This is a genomic window from Enterobacter sp. PL_is514 (genome assembly GCF_055816715.1).
The window spans coordinates 264,179-283,265 of record NZ_JBVPGN010000036.1 but is presented as its reverse complement, the minus strand read 5'-3'; the positions used below and the strand labels follow the sequence as shown (position 1 = coordinate 283,265).

The following is a 19,087-nucleotide window of genomic DNA, read 5'->3' as shown; positions in this document are numbered from 1 at the left end:
CGGCAACCGCGTCAGATCGACGTCCGTCCAAACACCCCCTGCCAGTCCTGCTCAAACTTCACGATCGCCGCATCCACGGCCGGAGAGGTAATAAACTGCTGCGCCACGTCCAGCGGCAGCGTGATGGACTCGCACCCTGCCAGCAGGCAGTCCAGCGCCTGACGCGGGGTTTTAAAGCTCGCGGCCAGCACTTTTGACTGCGGGGCATGCAGCGTCAGCAACTGCTGTAATTCCACAACGGTCTGGATCCCGTCCCCGCCCTGCGCGTCCACGCGGTTAACGTAAGGTGCCACATACTCAGCACCTGCCAGCGCGGACAGCATCCCCTGCGCGGCACCGTATACCGCCGTACCCAGCGTCGGGATCCCTTCAGCTTTCAGCATCTTGATCGCCGCCAGCCCCTCTGCGGTCACCGGCACTTTCACCACCAGATCGTTAATGATGGCGCGCAGCTTACGCGCGTCCTCCACCATCCCTTCGGCGGTGGTCGCCATTACCTGAGCGAACAGACGACCTTTACCACCCATCGCGTCGTGCAGCGCGGGCAGCAACACGTCCAGCGGCGTTTTACCTGCCGCCACAATGCTTGGGTTGGTGGTCACGCCCGCCAGCGGGAAGATACGCGCCAGCTTTTTGACTGCCGCAACGTCAGATGTGTCGAGATAAAGTTCCATGATGTCACCCTCAAAATTAGCCTGCACTTACCCTATCACGACAAAACCTGCTCAAGAGTTGACCTGCATCAAGATAACTTTCATTCGAAAGTAATTTAATCTTCATATGCAATATGAGAGGCGAAATCATGATCTTCAATATTCAGCGTTATTCTACCCACGATGGCCCCGGCATTCGAACCGTGGTGTTCCTGAAAGGCTGCTCGCTGGGCTGTCGCTGGTGCCAGAACCCGGAAAGCCGCTCCCGCAGCCGGGACGTGCTGTTTGATGCGCGCCTGTGTCTGGACGGCTGCGACCTGTGCCAGCAGGCGGCACCGGGCTGTATCGAACGCGCGCTGAATGGCCTGGTCATCCACCGCGAAAAGCTGAATGAAGAGACGCTTAATGCCCTTACCGACTGCTGCCCGACGCAGGCGCTGACCGTCTGCGGTGAAGAGCAGCAGGTCGAGGAGATCATGGCGACCGTACTGCGCGACAAACCCTTCTACGACCGCAGCGGCGGCGGGATCACCCTCTCCGGCGGCGAGCCGTTTATGAACCCCGAGCTGGCACAGGCCCTGTTTAAAGCCAGCCACGAACACGGGATCCACACCGCCGTCGAAACCTGCCTTCACGTGCCGTGGCACTATATCGAGCCGTCATTACCCTACGTCGATCTGTTCCTCTCCGACCTGAAGCACGTCGACGGTGACGTGTTCAAACAGTGGACGGACGGTTCGGCTAAGCGCATCCTGGACAACCTGAAACGCCTGGCCGCTGCCGGGAAAAAAATCACCATCCGCGTGCCGCTGATCCAGGGCTTTAACGCCGATGAAGCCTCCATCACCGCCATCACCAACTTCGCCGCCGACGAACTCGGCGTCGACGATATTCATTTTCTGCCGTATCACACGCTGGGCATGAACAAATACACCCTGCTCGGCCAACCCTACTCTGCCCCTGACAAACCGCTGGATAACCCTGCCCTGCTGGACTTCGCGCAGCAGTACGCCTGCCAGAAAGGGTTAACCGCGACCTTACGAGGATAAACCTATGACAACCCTGAATCTCAATACCCTCAGCGAGCGCATTAAGGCGCACAAAACGGCGCTGGTGCATATCGTTAAGCCGTCGGTCTGTACCGAGCGCGCGCAGCATTACACCGAAATGTACCAGCAGCACATGGACAAGCCGATCCCGGTCCGTCGCGCCCTGGCGCTGGCCCATCACCTGGCCGAGCGTACCATCTGGATCAAACACGACGAGCTGATTATTGGTAACCAGGCAAGCGAAGTGCGCGCAGCACCGATCTTCCCGGAATACACCGTCTCCTGGATTGAAAAAGAGATCGACGACCTGGCGGATCGCCCGGGCGCGGGCTTTGCGGTGAGCGAAGAGAACAAGCGCGTCCTGCACGAGATCTGCCCGTGGTGGCGCGGCCAGACGGTGCAGGACCGCTGCTACGGCATGTTCACCGACGAGCAGAAAGGCCTGCTGGACACCGGCATTATCAAAGCCGAAGGCAACATGACTTCCGGCGACGCGCACCTGGCGGTGAACTTCCCACTGGTGCTGGAGAAAGGTCTCGACGGCCTGCGCGCCAAAGTGGCCGAGCGCCGCTCGCGCATCAACCTGACGGTGCTGGAAGACCTGCACGGCGATCAGTTCCTGAAGGCAATTGATATCGTGCTGGAAGCGGTGAGCCTGCACATCAAACGCTTCGCCGATCTGGCGCGCGAGATGGCCTCAACCGAAACCCGCGCAAGCCGCCGCGACGAGCTGCTGGCGATGGCAGAAAACTGCGACGTGATTGCTCACGAGCCGCCAAAAACCTTCTGGCAGGCGCTGCAGCTGTGCTACTTCATTCAGCTGATCCTGCAGATTGAGTCCAACGGCCACTCCGTCTCCTTCGCGCGTATGGATCAGTATCTCTATCCGTACTACCGCCGCGACGTGGAGCTGAACCAGAGCCTCGACCGCGAACACGCCATCGAGCTGCTGCACAGCTGCTGGCTGAAGCTGCTGGAAGTGAACAAGATCCGCTCCGGCTCGCACTCCAAGGCTTCCGCCGGTAGCCCGCTGTACCAGAACGTCACCATCGGCGGCCAGAAGCTGGTCAACGGTGAGCCGATGGACGCGGTGAACCCGCTCTCGTACGCGATTCTGGAATCCTGCGGCCGTCTGCGCTCCACCCAGCCGAACCTGAGCGTGCGCTATCACGCGGGCATGAGCAACGACTTCCTCGACGCCTGCGTGCAGGTGATCCGCTGCGGCTTCGGGATGCCGGCGTTCAACAACGACGAAATCGTGATCCCGGAATTCATCAAGCTCGGCATTGAGCGCGACGACGCCTACGACTACGCGGCGATTGGCTGCATCGAAACCGCGGTGGGCGGCAAGTGGGGCTACCGCTGCACCGGCATGAGCTTTATCAACTTCGCCCGCGTCATGCTGGCGGCGCTGGAAGGCGGCCGCGATGCCACCAGCGGCAAGGTGTTCCTGCCGCAGGAGAAAGCCCTCTCAGCCGGTAACTTCGACAATTTCGACGAGGTGATGGCGGCGTGGGATACCCAGATCCGCTACTACACCCGTAAATCCATCGAGATTGAGTACGTGGTGGACACCATGCTGGAGGAAAATGTCCACGATATTCTCTGCTCGGCGCTGGTGGACGACTGCATCGAGCGCGCGAAAAGCATCAAGCAGGGCGGCGCGAAGTATGACTGGGTCTCCGGCCTGCAGGTGGGCATCGCCAACCTCGGCAACAGCCTGGCGGCGGTGAAGAAGCTGGTGTTCGAACAGGGCGTCATCGGTCAACAGCAGCTGGCGGCCGCCCTGGCGGATGACTTCGACGGGCTGACCCACGAGCAGCTGCGTCAGCGCCTGATCAACGGCGCGCCGAAGTACGGCAACGACGACGACAGCGTGGATATGCTGCTGACCCGTGCCTATCAGACCTATATTGAAGAGCTGAAGCAGTACCACAACCCGCGCTACGGCCGCGGCCCGATTGGCGGTAACTACTACGCGGGCACCTCCTCGATTTCCGCGAACGTGCCGTTTGGCGCGGCGACGATGGCGACACCGGACGGACGTAAGGCGCACACGCCGCTGGCGGAAGGGGCAAGCCCGGCTTCCGGTACCGACCACCTGGGTCCAACGGCGGTCATCGGTTCCGTGGGTAAACTGCCTACCGAGGCGATTCTCGGCGGCGTGCTGCTGAACCAGAAGCTTAACCCGTCAACGCTGGAAAACGACAGCGATCGCCAGAAGCTGATGGTGCTGCTGCGCACCTTCTTCGAGGTGCATAAGGGCTGGCATATTCAGTACAACATCGTCTCGCGCGACACGCTGCTGGAGGCGAAGAAACATCCTGACCAGTATCGTGACCTGGTGGTGCGCGTCGCAGGCTACTCGGCGTTCTTCACCGCCCTGTCGCCGGATGCGCAGGACGATATTATTGCGCGTACTGAGCATACGCTGTAACGGTGTATCCCCTCTCCCTTGAGGGTGAGGGGGAAATACGCACGCTGATGCCCTCACCCCGGCCCTCTCCCACGGGGAGAGGGAGAAAACACTAAAAACGGCAACCTCGGTTGCCGTTTTGCTTTTACTTTCGAATGAAATTAAATTTGTGCTCCCCGTCACCTTGTTATTAGAATGTTTCAAAACGCAGTGACCCAGGAGCACAGTATGACCGTTAAAGTTATCGTCACCGATATGGACGGAACTTTTCTTGATGATGCCAAGCAGTACGATCGTGACCGCTTCCAGGCACAGTTTGAGCAGCTTAAAGCCCGCGGCATTGAATTCGTTGTCGCCAGCGGCAACCAGTATTACCAGCTCATCTCCTTCTTTCCGGAGCTGAAAGACAGGATCTCCTTCGTGGCGGAAAACGGCGCGCTGGTGTTCGATCGCGGGGAGCAGATTTTTCACGGCGAGCTGACCCGCCATGAATCGCAGATCGTCATTGGCGAGCTGCTGAAAGATAAAGGGCTGAACTTCGTGGCCTGCGGGCTGGAGAGTGCCTACGTGAGCGACAAAGCCCCTGAAGCGTTCGTGGCGCTGATGTCAAAGCACTACCACCGCTTAAAGCGCATCAGCGATTACCGTGAAATTGACGACGTGCTGTTTAAGTTCTCCCTGAACCTGCCGGACAGCGATATCCCTAATCTGGTGGATAAGCTGCACGTCTCCCTGGACGGCATCATGAAGCCCGTCACCAGCGGCTTTGGTTTTGTCGATTTGATTATCCCCGGCCTGCACAAAGCCAACGGCATCAGCCGTCTGCTGAAGCGCTGGAAAATCTCCCCGCAGGAGTGCGTGGCCATTGGCGACAGCGGCAACGATGCCGAGATGCTGAAGCTGGTGAAATATTCCTTTGCAATGGGCAACGCGGCGGAAAGCATCAAAGAAATCAGCCGCTACAGCACCGACGACAACAACCATCAGGGCGCGCTGAACGTTATTCAGGCCGTGCTCGACCACCACTCCCCGTTCGACGCCTGATCCTCTCCTCGCCGGAGCCTGGCTCCGGCTTATCACTCTTTTTCCGTCCTGTGGCTTGCGTCAAGTTTTTAAACTTGCATTAACTTAATTTTAACTTAAAGTATCACTTGTAGACATTTTTACTTTCGAATGAAAGAGGCGAGGCAGTTATGACCTTTACCAGTGAAACTTTGCCGGCGGATCACAAAGCGGCAATCCGTCAGTTGAAACGTGAGCTGCGTGCGCAGATCGGCGACGTGCAGGCGGTGTTCAACAAGCTCAGCGATAAAATTGCCACCCGCGTGGCGGAAATCAACGCCCTTAAAAACAAAGGCGAATCCGTCTGGCCGGCGATCCCGTTCGCGGATGTAAAAAACGGCACCATTACCGACGCGCAGCGCGAAGCCGTTAAGCGCCGCGGCTGCGCGGTGATTAAAGGTCATTTCCCGCGCGAGCAGGCGCTGGCGTGGGATCAGTCGATGCTCGACTACCTCGATCTGAACAAGTTTGACGAGGTGTACAAAGGGCCGGGCGATAACTTCTTCGGCACCCTGACCGCTTCCCGTCCGGAGATTTACCCGATTTACTGGTCGCAGGCGCAGATGCAGGCGCGCCAGAGCGAAGAGATGGCGCAGGTGCAGTCGTTCCTGAACCGTTTATGGACATTCGAGAGCAACGGCAAACAGTGGTTTGACCCGGACGTGAGCGTGATTTATCCGGACCGTATCCGCCGCCGTCCGCCGGGAACCACCTCGAAAGGACTGGGCGCGCATACCGACTCCGGCGCGCTGGAGCGCTGGCTGCTGCCGGCTTACCAGCAGGTCTTTGCCCGCGTGTTTGACGGCAACGTCGAGAAGTACGATCCGTGGAACGCCGCGCACCGTACCGAAGTGGAAGAGTATACCGTCGATAACACCACCAAATGCTCGGTATTCCGCACCTTCCAGGGCTGGACCGCGCTGTCGGACATGATCCCCGGACAGGGGCTGCTGCACGTGGTGCCCATCCCGGAAGCGATGGCGTACATTCTGCTGCGTCCGCTGCTGGACGACGTGCCGGAAGACGAGCTGTGCGGCGTGGCGCCGGGGCGCGTGCTGCCGGTTTCCGAGAAGTGGCACCCGCTGCTTATCGAGGCGCTGACCAGCATTCCGGCACTGGACGCGGGCGATTCCGTGTGGTGGCACTGCGATGTGATCCACTCCGTCGCGCCGGTGGACAATCAGCAGGGCTGGGGCAACGTGATGTACATCCCCGCCGCACCGATGTGCGAGAAAAACCTCGCCTACGCGAAAAAGGTCAAGGAAGCGCTGGAGACCGGCGCGTCGCCGGGGGATTTCCCGCGTGAGGATTATGAAAAGAGCTGGCAGGACCGCTTTACCGTGAACGATCTCAACATCCACGGCAAGCGCGCGCTGGGCATGGTCTAACTGTCGTACAGCCCTTCCCGCTCCACGGCGGTGCGTCGTTTCCCCTGACGTATCCGCCGTACCGAATCCCGCACGGTCAGCGTGCCGTTAAGCAGCAACGTCCCCACCGGCGCGTCCGGGCGCATCAGCCGCTGCTGGAGCATGTGTACCGCTTCGGTTCCCAGTTCGTCGCGGGGAACGTGCACGGCCGTTAATGGAACATCCTGGATCGCCGCCAGGTTAAACCCGTCGATGCTCATCACCGACACGTCCTGCGGCACGCGCAGACCGTGGTTTTGTAATGCGCTGATGGTGCCCGCCGCCATAAAGTCGCCGCCGACCAGAAACGCGGTAGGTAAATCTTTCCCCTGCACTTCGCTGAGCCAGCTGCTGACCGCCTGTTCCGTTTCGCGCGCGCTGAAGCTGGGCACCACCAGCAGATCGCGTTTATCGCTGAACGTCAGGTTGTGGGACTGCCACGCGTCGCGGATCCCCGACAGGCGCAGCTCCATGGTGTAGCGACGCAGGCACAGCACGTTCATCACCTCACGGTGTCCCATCTCGAACAGGTATTCCGCCGCCCGCTCGCCAATGGCGCGGTGATCCGGCGCAACGACAGGCAGACGCATGTGCCGGTCGCGGCAGTTAATCAGCATGCAGGGTTTACCCACATCTACCGCCAGATCGTGAATATGGGGATCGTCAATGCCGAGAAGGATTGCCGCCTGAGTATCCGGCTCATTCATGCGCGCCAGAAAAAGCTGGGCATCGCTGTCGTTCTCTTCCAGCGCGCAGTAGCGCAGGCGCACATCGTGGGATGCCAGGCCTTTACTCACGCTCTGGATCACGCGGTAGTAAAAGATGTCGGACCGCTCGTCGAAGGCGCGCTGGGGGGCAAAAACCACCAGGCTATTGAGCAGCAGCCGTCCCGCCGCCATGCCCTCCATCACCCCCAGCTCCCGCGCGCACGCCAGCACCTTTGCGCGCGCTTTTTCGCTGGTATTCGCTTTCCCCGCCAGCACCCGAGACACGGTGCTGATCGAGAGCTGCGTACGGGCGGCGATTTCGGTGATTTTTAGCCTTTTGTCCATTTTGTGATCTGGCTCCTTTTGCGAAATGAAAAAATTTTCATAGCGTATCCGTCAGGCAATAACTGACATAAATGCCATCATGCCAGAGTGGTTGAGTCAGTTATGAGAAATTTTGCACAAAATCCACTATTGCCCACTCATTTTCTCCCTTAAGGTGAACTTGTCACACAACTTCCATACTAGTTGTATACCAACTTAAGCAGTTTAAACGGATAGAAATCAAAGGCATAAAAATCTGTGTGACACCTGAACCTCCGTCCCCTTACCGTCCGTCTTGTGGAGAGTAAAATGAGTCAGGACATCAATAACACCGTTGCGACAAGCAAAACCCGTCGCGTCATCAAGAACCTGCGCTGGTACGTGCTGGTGCTGTTCTTACTTGGCGTCACCGTTAACTACATCACCCGAAATTCGTTAGGCATTCTTGCCCCCGAGCTGAAAGAGAGCCTCGGGATCACCACCGAGCAGTACTCCTGGATCGTTGGCGCGTTCCAGATCGCCTACACCATTTTCCAGCCCCTCTGCGGCTGGCTGATTGACGTGATCGGCCTGAAGATTGGCTTTATGGTCTGCGCCGGCATCTGGGCGCTGATGTGTATTTTCCACGCGGGCGCCGGAAGCTGGCTGCACCTGGCTATTTTGCGCTTCTTTATGGGTGCCTCTGAGGCCGCCGCTACCCCGGCTAACGCCAAAACCATCGGTGAATGGTTCCCGAAATCAGAACGACCCGTTGCCGCCGGCTGGGCGGGCGTGGGCTTCTCCATCGGCGCGATGCTGGCTCCGCCAATCATCTACTTTGCTCACGCCTCGTTTGGCTGGCAGGGGGCGTTTATGTTTACCGGCGTGCTGGCGCTGCTGTGGGTGATCCTGTGGTGGGCGTTCTACCATAACCCGGAGCAGCACCCGAACCTGAGCAAGGACGAGCTGGCGTTTATCAAGCAGGATAACGAACCACCTGCCGTCAAACTGCCCTTCCTGACCGCGCTGAAAACCGTCTCGAAAAACAAACGCTTCTACGGTATCGCCATCCCGGCCTTTATGGCGGAACCCGCCTGGGCGGTGCTGAGCTTCTGGGTGCCGCTGTACCTTGCCAAAGAGCACGGCATGGACCTGAAGCAGATTGCGATGTTTGCCTGGCTGCCGTTCCTCGCCGCCGACCTCGGCAGCGTGGCGAGCGGCTACCTGACGCGTCTGTACACCCGTCTGTTCGGCTGCTCCCGCGTTAACTCGGTCGTCGCCAGCTCCGTGACCGGCGCGTTCCTGATGATCTCGCTGGCCATCGTGGCCATTACCCGCGACCCGTATATCACCATCGTGCTGATCTCCATCGGCGGCTTCGGGCACCAGATCATCTCCTGCATGCTGAGCGCCCTGGTCGTGGAGTCCTTCGACAAAGGCCAGATGGCAACCGTCAACGGCATGCGCGGCTCGGCGGCGTGGATCGCCAGTTTCCTGTTCTCGCTGTTAATCGGTGTGACCGCCGACAAAATCGGCTTTAACCCGCTCTTTATCGCCATGGGCTTCTTTGACCTGATTGGCGCTGTCTTCCTGGTAGCATTTATTGCTGAACGTCGCGCCAAGCGCGCCTGATAGTGGATGTATTGCATATGAAAACCCTGAAAAACTGGACCGTTGATATTCAGTCAGCAAACCATCTGGAACTGCTGGTCGATAACCAGCACCGCCTGTGCCTGTATGTGCTGGAAGAGAACCTTTTCCGCGTGCTGATTAAGCGCAAAGGCGAGCTGGCGCTGGACCGCACCTGGAGTATCGCTCCGGAAAAAGACGTGCCCTGGGAAGGCCGCCGTCGTGACGACATAAGCGGTTTCTCCTGCCCGGCCTGGAACCTGACGCAGCAGGGTGAGACGCTAACCGTGGCAACCGAACAGCTGCGCGTGACCGTCCACCAGCCGCTGTGGCTGGAGTGGCACTACCGCAATGAGGCGGGCGAATGGCTGCCGCTGGTCAATGACCGCCCCACCAGCGCCTACCTGCTGAACGCCCACGGCAACGGCGTGGCGCACTACCTCAGCCGTCGTAAAGACGAGCGTTTCTACGGCCTGGGCGAGAAAGCGGGCGATCTGCAGCGCAACGGTAAACGCTATGAGATGCGCAACCTCGACGCAATGGGGTACAACGCGGCCAGCACCGACCCGCTCTACAAGCACATCCCGTTCACTATCGCCCGCCGCGACGACGTCAGCTACGGCCTGTTCTACGACAACCTGAGCAGCTGCTGGCTGGATCTGGGTAACGAAATCGACAACTACCACACCGCCTATCGCCGCTGGCAGGCGGAAGCGGGCGATATCGACTACTACATCTTTACCGGCAGGCGCGTGCTGGACGTCACCAAAGCCTTCGTACGCCTGACCGGGAAAACGCTGTTCGGACCGAAGTGGAGCCTGGGCTACAGCGGCTCGACCATGCACTACACCGACGCGCCGGATGCGCAAAACCAGCTGATGAACTTCATCCGCCTGTGCGAAGAGCACGCCATCCCGTGCGACTCGTTCCAGCTCTCCTCCGGCTATACCTCCATCAACGGCAAGCGCTACGTCTTCAACTGGAACTACGACAAGGTGCCGCAGCCGAAGGTAATGAGCCAGGCGTTCCACGACGCGGGATTGAAGCTGGCCGCCAACATCAAGCCGTGCCTGCTGCAGGATCATCCTCGCTATAACGAAGTGGCGGAGAGCGGCCTGTTCATTCGCGATTCAGAAACCGATGCACCCGAACGTTCCAGCTTCTGGGATGACGAAGGCTCGCACCTCGACTTTACCAACCCGCAGACGGTGCAGTGGTGGCAGAACGGCGTCACAACGCAGCTGCTGGAGATGGGCATCGACTCCACCTGGAACGACAACAACGAATATGAAGTGTGGGACGGGGAAGCCCGCTGCTTTGGCTTCGGTAAGGAGATCGCCATCAAGCACATTCGCCCGGTCATGCCGCTGCTGATGATGCGCGCCTCGCTGGAAGCGCAGCAGCGCTTTGCGCCGGAAAAACGCCCGTATCTGATCTCCCGCTCCGGCTGCGCCGGGATGCAGCGCTACGTTCAGACCTGGAGCGGCGACAACCGCACCAGCTGGGACACGCTGCGCTATAACATCCGCATGGGGCTGGGCATGAGCCTGTCGGGGCTGTTCAACGTCGGCCATGACGTGGGCGGTTTCTCCGGCGACAAGCCGGACGCCGAGCTGTTCGTGCGCTGGGTGCAGAACGGCGTGATGCATCCGCGCTTTACCATTCACTCGTGGAACGATGACCACACGGTGAACGAGCCGTGGATGTACCCGGGCGTCACCCCAGCCATTCGCGGCGCGGTTGAGCTGCGCTACCGCCTGCTGCCGTATCTCTACACCCTGCTATGGCAGGCGCACGCCGACGACGAGCCGATGCTGCGTCCGACCTTCCTCGACCACGAGCACGATGCGCAGACCTTCGAAGAATGCGATGACTTCCTGCTGGGCCGCGACCTGCTGGTCGCCAGCGTCGTCGAAGCCGGGCAGCGCGAGCGCCGCGTCTGGCTGCCGGATAACGACACCGGCTGGTATGATTTTTACACCCACGCGTGGTATGCGGGCGGCCAGTCGATCGTTCTCGACGCGCCGCTGGAAAAACTGCCGCTGCTGGTGCGCGCCGGAGCCGGTCTGCCGCTCAGCGAGCGCATCACGCATGTGAGTGCCGAAAAAGATACGGCCCGCGAACTGAAGCTGTTCCCTGTGAAGGGCGTCGGCACAACCTCGGGCATGCTGTTTGAAGACGACGGCGAAAGCTGGGGATACCAGAACGGCAATGCGCTGTGGGTGGAATGGGAAATGGTGTGCGACGGCGCAAGTATCAACCTGAAGGTGAATGCGCGCGGCGACTATCGTCCGGCGTGGAAGGCGCTGAAGGTATCATTACCGGCGGGGGAAAAACGTACGCTGCGGGTGAACGGGGTTGAAGGGAGTGAGTGGGTGCTGTAGTGCGGCCTGATGCCCTCACCCTAACCCTCTCCCACAGGGAGAGGGAATAGAACGTAGGCCCGGTAAGCGAAGCGCCACCGGGCTTTTTTTTAGTTCTCGATACCTTTGCTGCGCAGGTAATCTTCGTAGTTACCGGTGAAGTCCACCACGCGCTCTGGCGTAATTTCGATCACGCGGGTCGCCAGCGAGCTGACAAACTCACGGTCGTGAGAGACGAAGATCAGCGTGCCCTGATACATCTCCAGCGCCATGTTCAGGGATTCGATAGATTCCATGTCCAGGTGGTTAGTCGGTTCGTCCATCACCAGGATGTTTGGTTTTTCCATCATCAGCTTGCCGAACAGCATGCGGCCCTTCTCGCCACCGGAGAGCACTTTAGCCGGCTTTTTGATGTCGTCCTGGCTGAACAGCAAACGACCCAGAATGCTGCGCACCGCCTGCTCGTCGTCGCCTTCCTGCTTCCACTGGCTCATCCAGTCAAAGACGGTCAGGTCATTTTCGAACTCGTACTCATGGTCCTGCGCGTAGTAACCAATCTGCGCGTTTTCGGACCATTTCACGGTGCCGTTGTCCGGCTGCAGTTCGCCGACCAGGGTTTTCAGCATGGTGGATTTACCCACGCCGTTGGCGCCCAGAATGGCAATCTTCTCGCCCACTTCCAGCAGCAGGTTAAAGTTTTTAAACAGCGGGCCTTCATCGAAGCCTTTGGTAAGGGCTTCCACTTCCAGCGCGTTACGGAACAGCTTCTTGTCCTGCTCGAAGCGGATGAACGGGTTCTGACGGCTGGAGGCTTTAACCTCTTCCAGCTTGATTTTATCAATCTGACGCGCACGCGAGGTTGCCTGACGCGATTTAGAGGCGTTGGCGCTGAAGCGGCTGACGAAGGACTGCAGGTCAGCAATCTGCGCTTTCTTCTTGGCATTGTCCGCCAGCAGACGTTCACGCGCCTGGGTGGCCGCCGTCATGTACTCGTCGTAGTTGCCCGGATAGACGCGCAGCTCGCCGTAGTCCAGATCCGCCATGTGGGTGCAGACCATGTTCAGGAAGTGACGGTCGTGCGAGATGATGATCATGGTGCTGTCGCGATCGTTCAGCGTCTGCTCCAGCCAGCGGATGGTGTCGATGTCCAGGTTGTTCGTCGGTTCGTCGAGCAGCAGGATGTCCGGGTTAGAGAACAGCGCCTGTGCCAGCAGCACACGCAGCTTCCAGCCTGGCGCGACTTCGCTCATCGGGCCGTAATGCTGTTCAACCGGAATGCCCACGCCCAGCAGCAGCTCGCCCGCGCGCGCTTCCGCAGAGTAACCGTCCATCTCGCCGTACTGCGTTTCCAGGTCGGCCACTTTATAGCCGTCTTCTTCGCTCATTTCGGCCAGCGCATAGATGCGATCGCGCTCCTGCTTCACTTCCCACAGCTCCGCGTGCCCCATGATCACGGTGTCGAGCACGGTGAACTCTTCGAAGGCGAACTGATCCTGACGCAGCTTACCGATGCGCTCGTTCGGATCGAGCGACACGTTGCCGAGGGTCGGCTCCAGATCGCCGCCGAGGATCTTCATAAAGGTGGATTTTCCGCTACCGTTGGCACCAATCAGGCCGTAACGGTTGCCGCCGCCAAATTTGACGGAAATGTTTTCGAACAGCGGCTTACTGCCAAACTGCATAGTGACGTTGCTGGTAACTAACACGGGGAGATTCCTGCGAAAAGTGTGATAAACACGGCATTATGCCACAATTCCGAATTGAGATCCCGCGTTGCAACCATCCACTAAACTTTAACAAAATCGAAAAAAATGTGATTTCGTACACATCTGAATTCCCTGTGAGCGGGAATGCACATATAATGCGCTCCCATCACAGATTCAGACTTATCAACTCATCGCCTGAATGGCTTAGATACCTCGCACAACATGAACATGAAATTAACAGCGCTTTTTGCGGCGGCGTTAGCCGTAGTAGGTTTTTGTAAGACCGCGTCTGCGGTGACGTATCCCCTGCCGACCGACGGAAGCCGTCTGGTGGGTCAAAACCAGGTGGTGACGGTTCCTGAAGGTAACTCTCAGCCGCTGGAGTATTTCGCTGCGCAGTACCAGCTGGGCCTGTCTAACATGCTGGAAGCGAACCCGGGCGTTGACCCATATCTGCCAAAAGCGGGTACCGTGCTGAATATTCCTCAGCAGCTGATCCTGCCGGATACCGTTCATGAAGGTATCGTGATTAACAGCGCCGAAATGCGTCTGTACTACTACCCGAAAGGCACCAACACCGTTATCGTGCTGCCAATCGGTATCGGCCAGCTGGGTAAAGACACCCCAATGAACTGGACCACCAAAGTTGAGCGTAAGAAAGCGGGCCCAACCTGGACGCCGACCGCCAAAATGCACGCAGAATACATCGCGGCGGGCGAACCGTTGCCAGCCGTTGTACCGGCAGGCCCGGATAACCCAATGGGCCTGTACGCGCTGTACATTGGTCGTCTGTATGCGATCCACGGCACCAACGCCAACTTCGGTATCGGCCTGCGCGTGAGCCACGGCTGCGTGCGCCTGCGTAACGACGACATCAAATTCCTGTTCGAAAACGTGCCGGTCGGTACGCGCGTGCAGTTCATCAACGAACCGGTGAAAGCAACGTCTGAACCAGACGGCAGCCGCTACATCGAAGTGCACAACCCGCTGTCCACCAGCGAAGACCAGATCAACAACAACGAAGTCGTTCCTGTTACGCTGAACAGCGCGGTGCAGGCGGTGACGTCTCAGCCAGATGTCGAAACGGCGATTGTTGACCAGGCCGTGCAGAACCGCTCCGGTATGCCGGTGCGTTTGAACTGATCACGCTGAATCAATAACGTATCTTATAAGACCCCGTATTATCGGGGTCTTATTGCACTGTAATCTCCATCACGCTGACCCTTTCTGAACAGCTATTACTGCCGTAAGTGCCTTTCTTGCCATTTTCTGCTAACCCAGCGGGGTTACATCTAATCCTCTAAGTGTTATGATGCGCCCACTTATAAAATCAGTTTTATCTGGTTTTATAAGGTCTTTTTATCTCCTGGAGCACGCATAGTTTGATGATTAGCATTAACTTAACAACAACAAAATCGCGCCTTTATCTCTGTTCGCAAACGGTGTGGTCACTGGCGAACCAGAGTAAGAAGGTCGATCAAATTGTTGTGTGGGTCTCCAGTACACCTTATCTCAGTGACGAAGGCATCACTGAGGAGCCGGAGTGGGCGCAGAAAATTCGCCAGACGGGCACCAACCTGGTTTTTAAATGGGTTAAGAACACCGGCCCTTATCGGAAATTGTTTCCGGCGCTGCAAGCAGCAACCGAAGACGATATTCTGATTTATGCCGATGATGACGCAATCTATAACGAAATTTGGGCAGAAACACTGCTGGATGATTTTTATCGCCACAATCAAAAATATGTGGTTGCCGCGCGGGTGCGTGAAACAGTAAAGAAGAAGAAAGAACTTCTTGATACCTATCGTAATTTCCCGCTTATCACCGTGCCAAAAGTCGTTGAGCAGAACTATATCATCACCGGTCTTGGTGGCGTTGTGCTCAAGAAAAATATGATCCCGGAATATTTCCATTTTAACGAAGATTTTATTACGGTTTGTCCTCGCGCGGATGATATTTGGATCAGCAAACTGATTCAGCTAACCAAAACACCTGTCTATGTTTCTGCACAAAGCATTCGTTTTGTTCATGAAATAATCCATGACTATGGATTATCGCGCGAGAATACCAGCAAAATAAAACGTTCCTGGTTTCAAAAAATCCGTTTTACATTTAAGCCTGGTCAAATCCAGCATCTGTGTCAGAACGATCTTTACATAAAAGACACGGACAGCTATTTCGAGTCGTGCGCCTGAAAGACTGATTACCCGTTATTCACGATCACGATCCCGCCGTGGTCGTAGCGATAGTGGCAGTGGGCATACTCCAGCGGCGTGCCATCCTCCAGATAAATCACCTGCTCCACCTCCAGCACCGGATCGGTTTCCTCGCAGACCAGATGCTCTCTGTCCAGCGCGCTGGGCTTAAGCGCCCGCACCACCCGGTACGACCCCATAATTTTCAGCCCCAGCGTTTCCTGAACGTACTGGAACACTGAAGCTTCAAGATGGTTTTTCGTCAGGCCCGGGACCAGATTCATCGGCATCACCGTGGAATCCAGCGACATCGGTTCACCGTTCAGCAAACGGAGTCGAATAAAGTCATAGATCGGCGCATCGGCGTTAATCATCAGCGACGCCTGCTCTTTTTCATTAGGAAAGCGCAGCTCGAAATGCACCACCTGGCTCGTGACCGTGCCCAGATGTGCCCAGGTTTTGGTCGCGCCAAAGTAGTCGCTGCCGGAGAGATCCCACTGCGAGAGCTGGAGGAAGTTTTTACGGATGAACGTGCCCTGGCCCTGACGGGTATAGACCAGACCTTCGACGATCAGCTGGCGCATCGCCTGCTGAATGGTCATCCGGCTGGAGCTGAACTCCGCCGCCAGCGCAAACTGGTCCGGCAGGGGTTCGTTGGCGGCGTACTGCTGGCTGATAATGCGTTTCTTAATTTCCCGCGCTATGGTGATGTACTTCGCCGCCATCGTCCTTCCTTTCTGTTAGTTTTCTATCCCGCTGTTTTTCAACGCCACTCGCTCGGCAATCTTGAGGAAAGGCAGGTAGAAGAATACACCAAATACGATGATTGCCAACTGCACCACCACCGCCCGCCAGTCCCCCGCCGTGGCCAGCCAGGCGCTCAGGATCGGCGGCGTGGTCCACGGGATCATCACCACGCAGCGCGACATTAACCCCAGCGTGGTACAGAGCCAGGCGAAATAAATGCCGATGGCGGGCAGCAGCACAAACGGGATCATCAGCGGCAGGTTAAACACGATCGGCAGGCCAAAAATCACCGGCTCGTTGATATTAAACAGGCCCGGCGCCAGTGACAGGCGCGCCACCTGCTTCGCCGACTGCTGGCGCGAGAAGATAAATATCGCAATCAGTAGCGAGATCGTGCTGCCCGTGCCGCCTACCATGCCGAACGTCGGCACGAAGATATTGTTGATGATGTGCGGAATGGGCTGACCGTTGGCGAAGGCCAGCATGTTTTCGTTGGTATTGATCAGCAGGAACGGCTCCAGCACCACGCTGTTGACCACCGACTGATGAATACCGAGCGTGAACAAGAAGTTGCCGAAGCTGTAGATGAAAATCGTCCCGGGCAGGCTGGTGTTGATCAGCCGCAGCGGCTGCTGGATAAAGGTCGTAATGAGATGGATCAGATCCGTATGCAGCACGTTTGCCAGCACCGCCGCCAGCACCGCAAACAGCGAGAGCGTGAGGATGGTCGGGATCAGCGCGGTAAAAGATTTGCTCACGGCCGGAGGCACGTTTTCCCCCAGCGAAATGTGCAGCGCCTTCAGGCGCGAAATAGCGATAAACACTTCCGTTGAAAGCAGCCCAATCAGCACCCCGGCGAAAATCCCGGTGGAGCCGATATTGGCGAACGTCAGCACCTGGGTGACGTTCACCGTGGTATCGCTGCCGACGGGCGTAATCTGCAAGCGTATCGGCATCATGATGATGAAGCTGCTGACGGCGATAACCACTGCCGAGACCGGATTGTCGAAATCTTTGTTGCGCGCCAGCGACCAGGCAATCATCGGCGCCAGCAGCAGCGCGGCAATGTTCAGCGTGCCGTTGATAATCGCCTCGCCCCACACTTTGAAGTGTGCCAGCGTATCGCCGTGAAAAATCCACGGAAAGACCACGTTGTTCACCAGCACCGCCAGACCGGCGAGGATGAAAATCGGCATCACCGTGGCGAAGGCGTCGCGCAGGGAGCGCAGGTGCACCTGGTTTGCCAGGCGCGCCGAAAACTCGACAAATTTATCGACAAAGGACTGCATGTGCGGTGTGATTTTTGTTTCAGACATAGCGGAGTGTTCCCATCAATCAGTCACAAAAACGGCCCGGCAGCGTACGGCTTACATCTCGCGTCCGTTGGTATGGATAACCTGTTTTAACCACGCGTAGCTCTTCTTCGGCACGCGCTTCAGGTCTTTCAGGTCGTGGTTTTCCCGGTTGACATAGACCACGCCGTAGCGCTTACGCATGTCGCCCTGGGAGCTGAGAATGTCGATCAATCCCCAGCCGAGGTAGCCAATGACCTCTGCCCCGTCCTCGAACATCGCCGCTTTCATGGCCTCGATGTGCGCCCGGTGATAGTCGATGCGGTAGGTGTCCTCAATCGGGTTCACGCCGTCCCATGACTCAATCACCCCAATGCCGTTCTCGATCGGGAACACCGGCAGGCGCCAGTCGTTGGCGTAGCGGGTGATGATGGTGCGGAAGCCCAGCGGATCGATCTGCCAGTTCCACTCGGTGGCCTTCAGGTACGGGTTATTTTTCTCGCCGTGCAGCAGGTAATAGTTCACCGGCGTGCCTTCCGGAATCGCATCGCTGTCCAGCGTTTTGCTGGCGTAATAGCTGAAGGCCATATAGTCGTTCTTTGTACGAGCGAACAGCGCCAGGTCCTCGGCGCGGTAGATATCACCAAAGCCCTCCTGTTCCACCACCGCCATCACCGCCGGGCTGTAGCCTTGCCCTGCGAAGACGCGCAGCAGGTTCTGGTTGAGAAACTCGTCATACTGCTGGGCGCAGAAGATATCGCGCGGTTTGCAGGTAGCCGGGTAGATCAGCTGGTGCGCCAGCATGCCGCCCATCAGCTGGCCCGGTCTGGTCTGGTGCAGGTATTCGGTTAGCGCCATGTGCGCCACCATCGTATGGTGCTGTAGCTCGTACAGCTCGCGCAGGGTTTTCTCGCCTTTCATATAGCCGGAAATACGGAACGCTTCCGGCATATGGAAGATGTTCTGCTCGTTGAAGGTCAACCAGTACTTCACGCGGTCGCCATAACAGTCGATCATCTTTTTGCCATAGCGGATAAAGGCGTCCATTACGCGGCGGTCGTTGAAGCCGTTGTACTCCTGCGCCAGCGCCAGCGGCATATCGAAATGGTACAGGCAGATCATCGGCTCGATGCCGCGGGCGATCAGATCGTCAATAAAGCGGTCGTAAAATGCGATGCCTTCGTCGTTGAACGGGCCGTCACCCTGCGGGCAGACGCGGCTCCATGAGATCTGGAAGCGGTAGCAGTTCATGCCCAGATCCTGCATCAGATCGAAATCTTCCCGGTAGCGGTGGTAGGAGTCGGTCGCCACTTTCCAGTCGGACACGTTTTCCCCGGCTTCACGAATGTCATACACCGACATCCCCTTCCCGCCTTCGTTCCAGGCTCCTTCCGTCTGCATGCTGGAGACCGAGTTGCCCCATAAAAAGTTGGCCGGTAGCTGATGGTTCATGTTTTCTCCCTATATGACTAGTCATTTAAAATTTCATGTCTAGTCATATAGGCGATGATGAAAAGAGGATCAAAGAGGAGGATCGTTTTTTGTGAGCAAGGCGGGAA

The 19,087-nt window shown here is 57.7% G+C and carries 14 protein-coding genes; 8 read left to right on the top strand and 6 right to left on the bottom strand.

Annotated elements, in window-relative coordinates:
- Nucleotides 1-11 precede the first annotated feature (11 nt).
- Nucleotides 12-674, bottom strand: a complete 663-nt coding sequence (gene fsa, locus AC0TNG_RS21665) for a fructose-6-phosphate aldolase (protein WP_473713087.1) — start codon at nt 672-674, stop codon at nt 12-14.
- A 128-nt stretch (nt 675-802) separates the two neighbouring features.
- On the opposite strand from fsa, the gene AC0TNG_RS21660 reads away from it, so the two are divergent.
- The 4 genes from AC0TNG_RS21660 (at nt 803) to AC0TNG_RS21645 (ending at nt 6,568) form a co-directional block, all read left to right on the top strand.
- Nucleotides 803-1,702, top strand: a complete 900-nt coding sequence (locus tag AC0TNG_RS21660; RefSeq protein WP_370883966.1) for a glycyl-radical enzyme activating protein — start codon at nt 803-805, stop codon at nt 1,700-1,702.
- Nucleotides 1,703-1,706: 4 nt separating this feature from the next.
- Nucleotides 1,707-4,139 (top strand): formate C-acetyltransferase/glycerol dehydratase family glycyl radical enzyme, encoded by a 2,433-nt coding sequence (locus AC0TNG_RS21655; RefSeq protein WP_473713086.1) that lies wholly within the window; start codon nt 1,707-1,709, stop codon nt 4,137-4,139.
- A gap of 207 nt (nt 4,140-4,346) precedes the next feature.
- A complete protein-coding gene (locus AC0TNG_RS21650) occupies nt 4,347-5,162 on the top strand; it encodes a Cof-type HAD-IIB family hydrolase (protein ID WP_090417640.1) in 816 nt (271 codons plus the stop codon).
- A gap of 149 nt (nt 5,163-5,311) precedes the next feature.
- Nucleotides 5,312-6,568, top strand: a complete 1,257-nt coding sequence (locus AC0TNG_RS21645) for a DUF1479 domain-containing protein (protein ID WP_090417642.1) — start codon at nt 5,312-5,314, stop codon at nt 6,566-6,568.
- Here the strand turns inward: AC0TNG_RS21645 and AC0TNG_RS21640 are convergent.
- Nucleotides 6,565-7,638 carry a LacI family DNA-binding transcriptional regulator gene (locus tag AC0TNG_RS21640; protein WP_473713085.1) on the bottom strand — a complete coding sequence of 358 codons (1,074 nt, stop codon included), beginning with the start codon at nt 7,636-7,638 and terminating at the stop codon, nt 6,565-6,567. The two genes, AC0TNG_RS21645 and AC0TNG_RS21640, sit on opposite strands and share 4 nt — an antisense overlap.
- Before the next feature lie 288 nt (nt 7,639-7,926).
- On the opposite strand from AC0TNG_RS21640, the gene AC0TNG_RS21635 reads away from it, so the two are divergent.
- Nucleotides 7,927-9,228 (top strand): MFS transporter, encoded by a 1,302-nt coding sequence (locus AC0TNG_RS21635; RefSeq protein WP_024908695.1) that lies wholly within the window; start codon nt 7,927-7,929, stop codon nt 9,226-9,228.
- A 17-nt stretch (nt 9,229-9,245) separates the two neighbouring features.
- Nucleotides 9,246-11,609: a glycoside hydrolase family 31 protein gene (locus AC0TNG_RS21630; protein WP_463726938.1), complete on the top strand. Its 2,364-nt coding sequence runs from the start codon at nt 9,246-9,248 to the stop codon at nt 11,607-11,609.
- Nucleotides 11,610-11,698: 89 nt separating this feature from the next.
- On the opposite strand, the gene AC0TNG_RS21625 is transcribed toward AC0TNG_RS21630, so the two are convergent.
- A complete protein-coding gene (locus tag AC0TNG_RS21625; protein WP_024908697.1) occupies nt 11,699-13,294 on the bottom strand; it encodes an ABC-F family ATPase in 1,596 nt (531 codons plus the stop codon).
- Between the two features lie 222 nt (nt 13,295-13,516).
- Here AC0TNG_RS21625 and ldtB point away from each other — a divergent pair, with 222 nt between their 5' ends.
- A complete protein-coding gene (ldtB, locus tag AC0TNG_RS21620; RefSeq protein WP_024908698.1) occupies nt 13,517-14,437 on the top strand; it encodes a L,D-transpeptidase in 921 nt (306 codons plus the stop codon).
- Nucleotides 14,438-14,679: 242 nt separating this feature from the next.
- The gene (locus tag AC0TNG_RS21615; protein ID WP_024908699.1) at nt 14,680-15,489 is read left to right on the top strand and encodes a glycosyltransferase; all 810 of its coding nucleotides are present in this window, start codon (nt 14,680-14,682) and stop codon (nt 15,487-15,489) included.
- 8 nt (nt 15,490-15,497) lie between these two features.
- On the opposite strand, the gene AC0TNG_RS21610 is transcribed toward AC0TNG_RS21615, so the two are convergent.
- Genes AC0TNG_RS21610 through AC0TNG_RS21600 form a run of 3 tightly spaced genes read right to left on the bottom strand, consistent with a single transcriptional unit; the run spans nt 15,498 to nt 18,980 of the window.
- Nucleotides 15,498-16,214, bottom strand: a complete 717-nt coding sequence (locus AC0TNG_RS21610; RefSeq protein WP_024908700.1) for a GntR family transcriptional regulator — start codon at nt 16,212-16,214, stop codon at nt 15,498-15,500.
- Between the two features lie 15 nt (nt 16,215-16,229).
- The gene (locus tag AC0TNG_RS21605; RefSeq protein WP_463726939.1) at nt 16,230-17,552 is read right to left on the bottom strand and encodes a PTS sugar transporter subunit IIC; all 1,323 of its coding nucleotides are present in this window, start codon (nt 17,550-17,552) and stop codon (nt 16,230-16,232) included.
- Between the two features lie 51 nt (nt 17,553-17,603).
- Entirely contained in the window at nt 17,604-18,980 is a 1,377-nt protein-coding gene (locus tag AC0TNG_RS21600) for a glycoside hydrolase family 1 protein (protein WP_061715701.1), read from the bottom strand.
- Nucleotides 18,981-19,087: the final 107 nt, after the last annotated feature.